The following is a 12,208-nucleotide window of genomic DNA, read 5'->3' on the forward strand; positions in this document are numbered from 1 at the left end:
AATTATGGTGGATTGGTAGGATTAGGACTGGGTACAGTTGGTACGATCGCAGGCTGTGATTTATCGGCTTGTTGTTGACTTTGGGTTTTATTGCGAGCGTCTATTGCTTGTTGGTAATCAGGCTTGTATTTAATTGCTTGGTCATAAGATGCGATCGCATCTTGATATCGGTTTAAAATAAATAAGGCATTGCCTCTACTATACCAGCTTTCGTAATGGTCTGGTTTATAACGAACTGCCCGATTATAAGATGCGATCGCATCTTCGTATTTCTGTAAATTGTATTGTGAATTCCCCAGATTGTACCAAAGTTGATAATCGTTTCGTTTGATTGCTGCTGCTTTATTATAAGCTTCCACTGCTGCTTGATAGCGTTGGGTTTGATGTAGCGACCAACCAATATTATACCACGCTTGATAATTTCTCGGATTGTATTTAATTACTTGATTAAACGATTCAATTGCTTCTGGATAACGTTGCAAGTTTAATAGTATATTACCTCGCGACAGCCAAGCTTGATAATAATTTGGTTTGTATTGCACTGCTTTATCATAAGCCGTAAAAGCATCTTGATAACGCTGTAAATTAACTAGGGAATTCCCAAGATTATACCAGGCTTGATCGTAGTCTGGTTTTAATTCCACGACTTTATCATAGGCAGCGATCGCATCTTTATATCGCTTTAAATTTTGCAAAGCTAATCCTTTTTTGTACCAAGCTTCGTAATCATCTGGATTCAGCTCAATCGCTTGATCATAAGATTTAATTGCTTCGTCATATTGGTTTAAATTACTTAAAGCTTCACCTTTAGCATTCCAAATTTCTGAGTTGTCATCTTTAAGTTGTATTGCTCTATCAAAAGAGGCGATCGCTTCTTGATATCGCTGTAACATACCCAATACATAGCCTCGCCCTATCCAAGCTTCTAAATAATCAGGCTGAATTTGAATCGCTTTATCGTATGCTGCTAGAGCTTCTTTGTATTGTTTTAATTTATAAAGCGTTTTACCTTGACCATTCCATCCTTGAGCATAATCTGGTCTGACATTAACTGCTTTTTCATATACTGTTAGCGCGTCTTGATAGCGTTGCAAATCAAAAAGCGTATTGCCTTGATTAGATAATGCTATAGCGTTGTTTGAATTGATATGATTAAAAATAAAGATTGATGCTATACCGCTGACGCCGATTAAACATATTGATAATAAAAACTTCGCCAATACACCTTTTTGAGGTTTATAGTTTTTGATATTTTTTGCTGGAGAGATAGGGGTCAATGCTATTGTCCCTAGAGGTGGTTGTGCTAACTCTTTCAGCGCTTGTAATGCCACTTTTGCTGAAGGGTAGCGTTGTCGAAAATCGTAGCACACCATTTTATCTAAAAATTGAGCAAATTCTGGTGTGACTGTGGTCTGATTGTGCCAGATAAATTCATTAGTATCAGGATCTTTTGCTATTTCTTCGGGAGCTAATCCTGTGAGAGCTTGAATAGCAATTATCCCCACAGCATAGATATCACTGCTAAATTTTGGCGAACCCTGAGCTTGTTCTCCAGGAATATATCCAGGAGTACCTATAGCAACAGTAGATTTGGGTTGTCCTTGGGGAGTAATTACTTGGGTAGTAATTTGTTTAACTGCACCAAAATCAATTAAAATCAATTTGCCATCTAACTGGCGTCTAAGAATATTTCGCGGATTAACATCGCGGTGAATTACGTTTTGTTGATGAACAAATTCTAAGATTGTCAAAATCTCTTGTAAAAATGAAATTACCTCGTCTGAATTTAGACTTTTTCCTGGCGTTAATTCTTGACTTAAATCATGGCCTTCAATGAATTCTTGAACGAGGTAAAATTCTGCATCTTCCTCAAAGTAAGCTAAAAGTTGGGGAATGCGATCGTGAATACCTAATCTGTATAAAACTTGCGCTTCTGTATCAAATAAACGCCTAGCTGTCTCCAAAGTCACTGGATCACTTGCTTGAGGCTTGAGTTTCTTCACAACACATTGAGGTGAACCAGGCAATTGAGTATCATAAGCGACAAAAGTTTCACCAAAACCCCCACCTCCCAAGTGACTAATAATTTGGTATCTTCCAACAAGTGTGTTTCCCAGCATCTCGTTTGCCTAGTTAAGTGCGATGCGATCTGATTCCGATCTTGCCACACGTTAGGCAGAAGAGGAGGAAGGAAGAGGGGGGAGCGAATATATTAGTGAAAGATTGTCATAAAGGCACTTATTTCGCCGCGCTACTTATATCAAATGCTGATAAATAGTTGAGTGAGGCGATCGCACCCAACTTCCCAAATCTTCAACTGTGCGTAGGCTGTAACCACCGCAAGCATCGCCCCCTAACTTAATCACAGTGTCGCCACAAGTTCCTTTAAGCGATCGTGTCCATCTCGGAATACTGGCCAACCATCTCCCACCAGCACCGCTTCCACCTGACTTAGTTGGGCCAACCTGCGAACAGAAGCAACTGCCTCTTCTCGATTCAGCAACTTGTCATCTGGCAAAATCGTTAAGCTACCTGCTTTGCGTGCTCGCACTAAATCCCCCGTAATCAAGGTTGTTTCCTCCAGCAGTAGAGCTAGTTCACCGGGAGTTTTAGAACCTTGGAGTTCAATTACCTGGAGTCCTGGTACTAATTCTTCACCATCAGAGAGCCAGCGATCGCAAAATACAGGGAAACAATCTTTTTCTCCCACAGGGCCAGCTATCTTAGCATAAGTTTGATCGGCAATTTCTTTAGCTGCTCTGACATGCTCGGAGTTAGTTAGTACAATCCAAACCACACCACCGAGGGATTTCAGGTGGTTCCAATCATGGTTTGATAGGGCTACTGGATCAATCAAGATGTTGCCATCGGGACGAATCCAGGCAATGCCATTGAAATCAATATTTCTTGCCGGATTGAAATTAGACCAGCCATAGAGATCGGGACGGTGCAGAGATTTCATGATGATTTGGGATTAGTACTTTCATAGTTGACTATTAATCTCAATAATTCAGTATATAGACTAACGGTTACATTCCGTCTAAATCTGGAATTTGAGTATACTACGATAAATCTATCGATATTAGAGTTATTATCAAAATTACGTAAATTCTCAGATAACACTGACTTAAACTACAGTCAAACCTGTAACCGTCTTAACCTCACTCTCTTCTCTTTGTGCCTTTGCGCCTCTGCGCCTCTGCATGAAACATCATCCCAATTTATCCAACATGAAACACCCATAAACACATATCTTCTACAACTGACAAGGAGAAACTATGGCAACTTACAACAACATTTTGCAAGCAATTGGCAGAACTCCATTAGTCAGACTTAACAAAATTACCGAAGACATACACTCAACTATTTACGCCAAAGTAGAATATCTCAATCCTGGCGGGAGTACCAAAGACAGAATTGCCCTAACCATGATTGAAGCCGCAGAAAAAACAGGTCAACTGCAACCAGGTGGCACAATTATTGAAGCTACCGCAGGCAACACAGGTGTAGGACTCGCATTAATTGCAGCCGTCAAAAAATATCGCTGCATTTTTGTAATGCCTGATAAAATGAGCCAAGATAAAATCAACCTGCTCAAAGCTTATGGTGCAGAAGTAGTTGTTACCCCTACATCTGTAGCGCCTGACTCACCAGAAAGTTATAACGGTGTAGCAGAAAGACTTGCCAAAGAAATACCAGGAGCTTATAGACCAAATCAATTTGAAAATCCGCATAATCCTTTAGCCCATTATTTAACAACAGGCCCAGAAATCTGGTCAGATAGTAATGGTGAAATTGATGTTTTTGTTGCAGGTATGGGAACAGGCGGCACAATTTCAGGAGTTGCCAAATATCTCAAAGAGCAAAATCCAAATATAGTAATTGTTGGTGCAGATCCAGAAGGTTCAATTCTTTCTGGTGACGCTCCAAAATCTTACAAAGTTGAGGGGATTGGTGAAGACTTTATTCCTAAAACTTTTAATCGGCAAATAGTCGATGAAATGGTTCGGGTTAGTGATAAAGAGTCTTTTAATATGGCTCGTCGTCTTGCACGAGAAGAAGGCTTATTAGTGGGAGGTTCCTGTGGTACAGCAGTAGCCGCCGCCTTAAAATATGCAGCCCGATTATCTCAGCCCAAGTATATTGTAGTGTTATTACCAGATACAGGAAGAAACTACATTAATAAAATCTACTCCGATGTTTGGATGCAGGAAAATGGTTTTTGGGAAGGAAAAACAGTAAGAGCCATAAAGATTGGCGAAATTTTGGCTCAGAAAACTGATTTTCCCTCTATTGTTGCTGTTAGTCCCCGTGACACTTTGACCAAAGCCACAAGTTATCTGCAAAAGCTGAATATATCCCAGTTACCTGTAATTGATAACAACCACGTAGTCGGAAGTCTCAATGAAGCTTCTTTGATGAAATTCCTCCATGATGGTATCAATTTTTCTAATCAGGAAGTTTCCGCAGTTATGGGTAAACCGCTACCAATTCTTGATGAAGAAGTCGAGGTTTCCGAAGCTTATCGAGTGCTTTTGTCGGGAACAACAGCGATTATTATTACACGGTATAGTGTCCCAATTGGATTAATTACTAGAGCCGATTTAATTAGATATTGGATTATTCAAACCCAAGAAGAAGTAAGAGAAAACAATGGAATTTGAAACTAGAGCAATTCATGAAGGGCAGCAACCAGATCCCCAGACAGGTGCAGTAATTGTTCCCATTTATTTAACTTCTACATACCAGCAAGATGCCATAGGCCAGCATAAAGGATATGAATATTCTCGCACTGGAAACCCTACTCGCACAGCTTTAGAAGAGGCTTTAGCCTCAATTGAAAATGGTAAATTTGGCTTAGCATTTGCTTCTGGTTTAGCTGCTACCACAACTGTATTAAGTCTACTGAAAAGTGGCGACCATATTGTGGCTGGTGATGACTTATATGGTGGTACTTATCGTTTACTAGAGCGGGTTGTGAAAAACTGGGGAGTGAATACTACTTATGTAGATATTGATCACATTGCTGATTTTGAAACTGCTATTCAGCCAAATACCAAGTTGATTTGGATTGAAACTCCCACCAACCCACTATTAAAAATTATCGACATTGCAGCACTGACAAATATTGCCCGTAAACACAATATCATTTTAGTAGTTGATAATACCTTTGCTAGCCCTTACTTTCAAAGACCGTTAGATTTAGGCGCTGATATTGTAGTTCACAGTACGACTAAATATCTTGGCGGACACAGCGATATTATTGGTGGTGCAGTTGTCACCTCTAACGAGCAACTATACACTGAACTAAAGTTTTATCAAAACGCGATCGGAGCAATTCCCAGTCCCTTCGATAGCTGGTTAGTACTGCGAGGTATTAAAACTTTAGCTATAAGAATGCGCGAACATGAAAAAAATGCTTTATTTCTAGCTAAATTTTTAGAAAAGCATCCAAAAGTTGAAAGAATTTATTATCCAGGTTTGCCCAGTCATGAACAACATCAACTAGCACAAGAGCAAATGTCTGGCTTTGGGGGGATGATAAGTTTGGAATTAAAAGGTGGTTTTGCTGAGGTGGAAAGATTCGCTTCCCGACTCAAGTTATTTTTGCTGGCTGAAAGTTTAGGAGGGGTAGAATCGCTGCTTTGCTATCCGGCAAAAATGACCCACGGTTCTCTACCAGAAGCGGAAAGGCTCAAACGTGGAATTAAGGATAATTTAGTCCGTCTTTCAGTGGGAATTGAGAATTCGCTCGATTTACAAACTGATTTAGAAAATGCTCTATCTTCAAGTTAATAGAAGTTCATAAATTATTATGTCTAGCAATCCTTTGTTAAAAAAATAAGACATAATTCCTGAGTAAGAAATAAGCCTAAATTTTGCTCCCCAAGTTAAAAGCTTACCATCTGAAAAAATCCCTACTTCATTAGGGGAGTTTGTAAGCCTTAATGTGTAAGAATTTCCGCTAAAAAGGGACTAAGTTTATGTGAGATTAGTTCTAATTTCCGGTAAATATATCGGGATAGTAGGCTTATAAATCTGGGATAAAAAATACTATTGACTCCTTAAAAAGATAGGACTAGTGTTGTAAGTAGTCCTTCCAAGGACACTCTTTATGCATCAAAAAATCAGGAGGTATTTCCTATGATGATGATGATGACCGAATCCATGACTACCGAAATGCAAACTTGCATGAATGCTTGCATGGAATGTCACAAAATGTGCATGGAAACTATGGCTTACTGCATGAGTAAAGGCGGTAAGTATATGGACATGAGCATGATGAGCATGATGCGCGATTGTTCAGAAATGTGCATGATGTGTATGAACATGATGATGGGTGGTTCTGAGTTCATGGGACGCACTTGTATGCTTTGTGCAGAAATGTGCGATCGCTGTGCAATGGTTTGTGAAAAAATGAGCGATGACCCCAAGATGATGGAATGCGCCGCCGCTTGCCGTAAGTGTGCAGAATCTTGCAAATCTATGCAAATGATGCCTGCTTAATTCCACTACTACCCAGCAGAAGTTTCTCTGCAACCTAATATTCAAGCGCTCAGGCTCATCGGGTCTGGGCGCTTGAAGTTTATAGCCATTGGTTCCAAGCCAAAGCGCTAAGAAAAAATTCTAATTCATACTCAAATTTAGCAAGAGTGCGATCGCTTTTAGTTTTTCGCTCAATTTTTGCACAAGTGACATCTACAGAAGTGCATAACTTGCACTGACACAAAGCAGGCATCTATGAAATACTAATCCTGCTGATGTCTTATGGCTAAAGACAGATGAAACACCTAAAATCCCGTTCCCAAGACCTGCGGAGTTTGTTTGAAAACAATATCACAATTGAATATGTGGCAGAACCCTTGAAAGCTGTGCCAGATGATGCTGAAGTGTCAGAAGTGCTGTATTGGATGCGCGTACAGGATTTTGATGTTATTGGTCTGGAGACGGGAGATACTATTAGTGGCTATGTTGAACGCTCCAGTTTAATGCAAGCCAAATCTGGCAAGTGTAGAGATTATCAACGGGTGTTTCATCCCAAAGAACTCATTGCTATTTCCACTCCATTAATGAAATTGCTACCCATCCTACAACAAACTCCTCGATTGTTTGTCTTGGATTGTAATCAGGTGAGTGGGATTGTTACCTGTGGCGACTTGCAAAAAGCACCCGCGCGGATGCTGCTGTTTGGCTTAGTAACCTTGCTAGAGATGAATTTGCTGCGGCTAGTGCGGCTTTATTATCCCCAAGATTCTTGGCAGCAAGTCCTGAAACCTGAGCGGTTAAGAGTAGCCCAACGCCTATGGCAAGAGAGTCAGGAAAGAAACGAAGCAACAGATTTGTTAGATTACTTACAATTTTGCGATAAGAGAGAGTTGGTTTTAAATCAACCAGAACTTCTCCAGCAACTTGGGTTGAAGTCTAAGAGGTTTGGCGAACGCTTTCTCAAATCTGCCGAACAGTTGCGAAACCGATTGGCTCATGCTCAAAGTTTAGTTAGTGGTTCTTCTTGGATAGAGTTGATTTCCTTAGCAGAGGCAATGGAAACACTGTTAATCCGCTGTGAAGAAATTGAGTGAATGGTTGGTGACTGCAACTATTGATGCTTCTATAACCAAGTTACCAAGTTCGCTGCTGTAAAAATCAAATTGAATAAATATTCTGGCATAACTAGCTTTTTGAATAATGTATAGATAAAAGCTGGAAAATTATTCTGTTTAATCTCTTTTTTTAGTTGACATAATTTTCAAAGTTAGAATTTTTGAATTTTCCTACATGTATTCTACTTGTACTACTGCTTGAAGTTTTGAACATGAGTTAAATTATCTAACTAATCAAAGTAATATATTTTCTTCAACTAAAGAATGAATCTGATGTAAGTCAAAAGCTAGAAATTTAGTATATTTGTTTCTAACTTTAGGAGAGTTTAATCTCTAGAAAATATGTATAGAACTAAAAGCATAGGTATTACACATCTATCTGTTTTCCAAGCGTGTGTGTAACACCTGTGTTGTGAAATTGAGGAAACGATTATGTCAGATCAAGTCATCAAATCAGACTTACTTGTGGAGTTATCCGCAGACGAACAGCAGGTTGTAGCTGGAGGAAAATATTACGGCGGTTTTTATGGCGGTCGTGGATTCTATGGCGGTCGTGGATTCTATGGTCGTGGATTCTATGGCGGTCGTGGATTCTATGGCGGTCGTGGATTCTATGGCGGTCGTGGTTTTTACTAAGTTAATACAGTTCGCAAACTAGTAGCCTTGTAGTTCAAAGTCTAAAATTAGCAAGGCAACGAGAAGACTGATATAACTCGCTCAAGCTAAATTAGTCTTGGGCAAGTTTATCAGTCTTCTATGTTCTCTTAAAGCATCAAATGAAAGGTCTGTAGACAATAAAGTAAACCGCTACTGATAGCACTTATTTTTCTGCATTACTTTACTTCAAATACAAATAGTTTTGACTAACTGACAAGCAGCTATCTTACAGTTTAACTAAAGACGATCGCAGTAATTTTATATCCATCAAGTTATTTCTCAAGATGGAAATGCTATTTATAGTAATCCTATTCTATTTGTGAAAGTTGCAAGACTTCAAAAACTCAGTTTTTTTAGTTTCAATGAACCATTTTATCGAAAAATTACATTAAATTTAAATTTACAGGCTTATATAAAGCTCTTTACTAGTAAATACTTGAGCAAGCTATCACCAGTAAGAGTTTGTAAACAAGCGTAAAATATTTAAACAATAAAAATACGATTGCTCATTATATTCAAGAAAATATTTCATTCAACTTAAGATAGTATTCGGCATCAACCAAAAGCTAGAGATTTAGCATATTTGTTTCTAACTTTAGGAGAGTTTAATCTCTAGGAAATATGTCTAGAACTAAAAGCGTAGGTATTGCACACCTCAACTAAATTAGTTGTACAGATGTGTGTAACATCTATGTACTGAATTGAGGTCAATAATTATGTCAGATCAAGTCATCAAATCCGATTTGCTTGTAGACTTACCCACAGAAGAACAGCAGCTTCTATCTGGAGGTCGCTGGGGCGGCTGGCGCGGTGGCTGGCGCGGCGGCTGGCGCGGACGCCGTTGGGGTGGCGGCTGGCGCGGACGCCGTTGGGGCCGCCGCGGCTGGTGGTAAGACACCAAAGCCTACAGATTAGCTAGTCTTGTAGTTTCAATGTTGTAATTAGCGGGGGAGGAGATGACTTGCATAACTCGCTTAATACAAATCAAGTTTTGAGAGAGTTTGTACAGTCTTCTTTGTTTTCTCAAGACGTTTAATAAACTAACGACTGAGAAACAAGAAAGGAAACCTATATAATTAGTGCCTACCTTTCTACTTCGCCCGCATTAATGAGAAAATGACTTTAGTTAATTGAAAAATAAATTTTCTACGTCAGACTTTAAAAGTGTAAACATACTATAGAATCATTCTTGAAATGCGTAACCCCCAAAGCTTCAAGCATGGGGATTAATGATGAAAAATTATGCCTATAGTTTTTCCGAGTTTATTACTGCTAATCGCTCCCAAATCCAATCTTGTAAAATCGGATTTACCAACTCAGGAGCTTCATCTTGGGGGCAATGCCCCACTCCTTCTAGGGGAATAAACTTGAGTACTTGCGGAAAATTGGCTAATTCTCTCCCTAACTCAACTGGTTCCCAAGGGTCAGCTGTTCCCCACAAGAGAATCGCGGGACAAGATAGCTGTGGTAAAAGGTCTTCTGGTAATGGCCCTGTAGAATAACCAGTAAAAGCAAGAAACACAGCCACAGCACCGGGATCACTTGCTGGTGACATGAGAATATCTACCAACTCATCTGTTACTACTTCAGCATTAGCATAGGCTTTTAGTAGAATCTTCCGTACTGTTTTCGGTTTAGCAACTTGATTGAAAAAGAACTTGCCAAGTGGTTTGATAGATAACAGACGTTGCAACAAAGGTGCTCCAACACGACGATACCAAGGTAGAGTTGCTCGTTTGCGATCGTGTAATAGCCGTAGAGAACAGTTGAGCAAAGCAATTCCTAAAGCAATATCAGGATTGGTTACTGCGGCTTGCATGACTACAATACAGCCAATAGAGTTTCCCACTAAAAAAGCTGGCTCACCCACGACTTCGCGGCAAAAATCTGCTACTTGCTGTCCCCAAGTTTCCAGTGTGTAGGTAATTTCTTCACCCGGTTGAGGTTTAGCTGAAGCACCAAAACCAATCAAATCAATAGAATAAACACGGCAGTTTTCTGCTAATACAGGTATATTTTTCCGCCAATGCCACCAACAAGCACCAAAGCCATGCACCAGAACAACAGCTGGCCCAGTAGTTCCTTGGGTTTGATAGCAGATAGGGAAATCTTGCCAAATCCAGGTGTTTGTGGAAGCAAGTGTCGTTTTTGAACTAGAGGTTGTCATGAGGAATTTGATGAATACAATGTTATGAATAAGAGGCTTAGACTTGAGTGACTTGCTTTAAGTATCACTATTTTTATTTTGATGAAATTTTTTAAAACTTTAAAATCATAAGTAGTGCACTCTCTGGATCTTATTAGACATGCTCCCCGATAGTATCTAGGCGGTTAGCACCAGCATCAGCTAACAGTTTAATCCACTATGGATTTTCATCCATTCTCTGAGATGATGTCAATATTAGGAATCACAATTCCTGTAATCTGAACCAGATTTATGCCATGTTGGCACAAATTTATAATCTTGTGATGTCATTCATAGGCTTAAATATTGCTGCTAATGATAATACTTCATATATGGTAATTTTATTTATTATTATGTAGCAATAACTGCCTATATCAGTTCTAAAAAAGCAGTCTAAATACTATTTTTGACACATCCTTATACGTAGAAGTTACAATAAAGACCTAGGCTCGGAAAGTGGTTGCCAGATTCGTTTTTGCAGCCATTAGCTGATTGTGGACACTTGTCAAAGCCGCAGTATCTTAAAGCTCAAAATATTCAAAGATACTCAACAAACATTAAATAAGTGAATTAATAATAGCAAGTTTGTGATTGTTGGAGATTGGCAATACAGTATTATTACGGCAATTCATGAAAAATATTGTAAAGGCGACATAAATAAATATTTACAGTTGGGCAAACCGATGCTGTCAGTAACTTACCTATGAGAATGAAATCTCAATTTGTAACCAGTTTTGTGTAATACAGCGAATTATAGATATAGGTTTATTAACGCTACAAATTGATGCTCATGCGATTTGTCAATAACAACTGGTTTAATTAAATAAAAATAACTAGCGACGTTGCGATCAAAGACAATTACCCAACCGCATCATCAAAAATATGATGAATTTGTACCAGTAGTAGATTCAGTAGTTTCACAATTTACGGTAGCCAAATTGATTTATAAAATTATTATATCAAGCATCGGCAAAGGGATGGTTTGCATCTGGAAACTGACGCTAAATTTGACAATAAGCTAAAACACATCTAAATTACACAATTACTCATGGGGCTGTCTTTTGTCATTGGTCATTTGTCTCTAAATTACAAATGACTAATGACAGTTTCAACCAAAGAATGTGCAACTTGGACGCACATTAGCTTATTTTGTTTGTCCCTAGTTCCTTCGAGCCAGAGAAGATGACTATACTAGAAGCAATTGGTACTCCTGTTGGGGGCTACGCACCAGATTTTGAATTGCCAGGAATTGACAATCAAGTACATCATCTCAGCCGTTATCTCAACAAGTTCCGTGCAATTGGCGTTGTTTTCATGTGCAACCACTGTCCTTATGTACAGTTGTATCTAGACAGCCTAAAAAATATTCAAGCGGAATTTGCTCAAAGTGGTTTCACACTAATTGGCATGAATGGTAGTGATGGTAATCATGACCCTAGAGAAAGCTTTGAAAATATGAAAGCTTTTGCCGAGCGTTATCAATTGAATTTCCCTTACCTGTGGGATTCAACTCAAGATGTGACTCGCAGCTTTGGTGCTACAAAAACACCAATGGCATTCTTAATAGATAGTGATGGTATAGTTCGCTACAAAGGTCAAATTGCCGCTCATCGTCAAAATGCTTCAGCTCAGGCAGAGGATTATCTGAGAACCGCGATCGCCTCTCTGTTTCAAGGTCAAGAAATACATCTACCACAGACAGAACCTAATGGTTCTGTATTGATCTGGCGTAACTAGACATAGATAGTCCCTGTAACTGCTATCT

11 protein-coding genes are annotated in these 12,208 nt (G+C 39.1%); 7 read left to right on the forward strand and 4 right to left on the reverse strand.

The window, feature by feature from the left end; all coding sequences use genetic code 11:
* Positions 1-2 precede the first annotated feature (2 nt).
* On the reverse strand, positions 3-2,120 hold the full coding sequence (locus FNW02_RS22960; RefSeq protein ID WP_191759808.1) for a tetratricopeptide repeat protein: 2,118 nt from the start codon (positions 2,118-2,120) through the stop codon (positions 3-5).
* 242 nt (positions 2,121-2,362) lie between these two features.
* A complete protein-coding gene (locus FNW02_RS22965; RefSeq protein ID WP_191759809.1) occupies positions 2,363-2,962 on the reverse strand; it encodes an MBL fold metallo-hydrolase in 600 nt (199 codons plus the stop codon).
* A gap of 316 nt (positions 2,963-3,278) precedes the next feature.
* On the opposite strand from FNW02_RS22965, the gene FNW02_RS22970 reads away from it, so the two are divergent.
* The 3 genes from FNW02_RS22970 to FNW02_RS22980 all read left to right on the forward strand — a co-directional run bounded on the left by FNW02_RS22970 (position 3,279) and on the right by FNW02_RS22980 (position 6,507).
* Positions 3,279-4,664, forward strand: a complete 1,386-nt coding sequence (locus FNW02_RS22970; protein ID WP_191759810.1) for a cystathionine beta-synthase — start codon at positions 3,279-3,281, stop codon at positions 4,662-4,664.
* On the forward strand, positions 4,654-5,796 hold the full coding sequence (locus tag FNW02_RS22975) for a cystathionine gamma-synthase (protein WP_191759811.1): 1,143 nt from the start codon (positions 4,654-4,656) through the stop codon (positions 5,794-5,796). Before FNW02_RS22970 ends, FNW02_RS22975 begins: the two co-directional genes overlap by 11 nt.
* A gap of 348 nt (positions 5,797-6,144) precedes the next feature.
* Complete coding sequence (locus FNW02_RS22980) at positions 6,145-6,507, forward strand: four-helix bundle copper-binding protein (protein ID WP_191759812.1); 363 nt, start codon at positions 6,145-6,147, stop codon at positions 6,505-6,507.
* A gap of 79 nt (positions 6,508-6,586) precedes the next feature.
* On the opposite strand, the gene FNW02_RS22985 is transcribed toward FNW02_RS22980, so the two are convergent.
* A complete protein-coding gene (locus tag FNW02_RS22985; RefSeq protein ID WP_191759813.1) occupies positions 6,587-6,739 on the reverse strand; it encodes a hypothetical protein in 153 nt (50 codons plus the stop codon).
* 43 nt (positions 6,740-6,782) lie between these two features.
* Here FNW02_RS22985 and FNW02_RS22990 point away from each other — a divergent pair, with 43 nt between their 5' ends.
* The 3 genes from FNW02_RS22990 (at position 6,783) to FNW02_RS23000 (ending at position 9,151) form a co-directional block, all read left to right on the forward strand.
* Positions 6,783-7,580, forward strand: a complete 798-nt coding sequence (locus tag FNW02_RS22990; RefSeq protein WP_191759814.1) for a hypothetical protein — start codon at positions 6,783-6,785, stop codon at positions 7,578-7,580.
* A gap of 453 nt (positions 7,581-8,033) precedes the next feature.
* Positions 8,034-8,237, forward strand: a complete 204-nt coding sequence (locus FNW02_RS22995) for a hypothetical protein (protein ID WP_191759815.1) — start codon at positions 8,034-8,036, stop codon at positions 8,235-8,237.
* 737 nt (positions 8,238-8,974) lie between these two features.
* The gene (locus tag FNW02_RS23000) at positions 8,975-9,151 is read left to right on the forward strand and encodes a hypothetical protein (RefSeq protein ID WP_191759816.1); all 177 of its coding nucleotides are present in this window, start codon (positions 8,975-8,977) and stop codon (positions 9,149-9,151) included.
* A gap of 353 nt (positions 9,152-9,504) precedes the next feature.
* On the opposite strand, the gene FNW02_RS23005 is transcribed toward FNW02_RS23000, so the two are convergent.
* The gene (locus tag FNW02_RS23005; protein WP_191759817.1) at positions 9,505-10,425 is read right to left on the reverse strand and encodes an alpha/beta fold hydrolase; all 921 of its coding nucleotides are present in this window, start codon (positions 10,423-10,425) and stop codon (positions 9,505-9,507) included.
* A gap of 1,200 nt (positions 10,426-11,625) precedes the next feature.
* Between FNW02_RS23005 and FNW02_RS23010 the strand changes: the two genes are divergently transcribed.
* Positions 11,626-12,180 carry a thioredoxin family protein gene (locus FNW02_RS23010; protein ID WP_191759818.1) on the forward strand — a complete coding sequence of 185 codons (555 nt, stop codon included), beginning with the start codon at positions 11,626-11,628 and terminating at the stop codon, positions 12,178-12,180.
* The last annotated feature ends 28 nt before the right edge of the window (positions 12,181-12,208 follow it).

The sequence above is a fragment of the Komarekiella delphini-convector SJRDD-AB1 genome (genome assembly GCF_014831675.1).
Taxonomy (GTDB): Bacteria; Cyanobacteriota; Cyanobacteriia; order Cyanobacteriales; family Nostocaceae; genus Komarekiella.

Excerpts from the sequence above, each read along its gene's own strand:
- FNW02_RS22960 (WP_191759808.1), bottom strand. The coding sequence starts at position 2,120 with ATGCTGGGAAACACACTTGTTGGAAGATACCAAATTATTAGTCACTTG.
- FNW02_RS22965 (WP_191759809.1), bottom strand. The coding sequence starts at position 2,962 with ATGAAATCTCTGCACCGTCCCGATCTCTATGGCTGGTCTAATTTCAAT.
- FNW02_RS22970 (WP_191759810.1), top strand. The coding sequence starts at position 3,279 with ATGGCAACTTACAACAACATTTTGCAAGCAATTGGCAGAACTCCATTA.
- FNW02_RS22975 (WP_191759811.1), top strand. The coding sequence starts at position 4,654 with ATGGAATTTGAAACTAGAGCAATTCATGAAGGGCAGCAACCAGATCCC.
- FNW02_RS22980 (WP_191759812.1), top strand. The coding sequence starts at position 6,145 with ATGATGATGATGATGACCGAATCCATGACTACCGAAATGCAAACTTGC.
- FNW02_RS22985 (WP_191759813.1), bottom strand. The coding sequence starts at position 6,739 with ATGCCTGCTTTGTGTCAGTGCAAGTTATGCACTTCTGTAGATGTCACT.
- FNW02_RS22990 (WP_191759814.1), top strand. The coding sequence starts at position 6,783 with ATGAAACACCTAAAATCCCGTTCCCAAGACCTGCGGAGTTTGTTTGAA.
- FNW02_RS22995 (WP_191759815.1), top strand. The coding sequence starts at position 8,034 with ATGTCAGATCAAGTCATCAAATCAGACTTACTTGTGGAGTTATCCGCA.
- FNW02_RS23000 (WP_191759816.1), top strand. The coding sequence starts at position 8,975 with ATGTCAGATCAAGTCATCAAATCCGATTTGCTTGTAGACTTACCCACA.
- FNW02_RS23005 (WP_191759817.1), bottom strand. The coding sequence starts at position 10,425 with ATGACAACCTCTAGTTCAAAAACGACACTTGCTTCCACAAACACCTGG.
- FNW02_RS23010 (WP_191759818.1), top strand. The coding sequence starts at position 11,626 with ATGACTATACTAGAAGCAATTGGTACTCCTGTTGGGGGCTACGCACCA.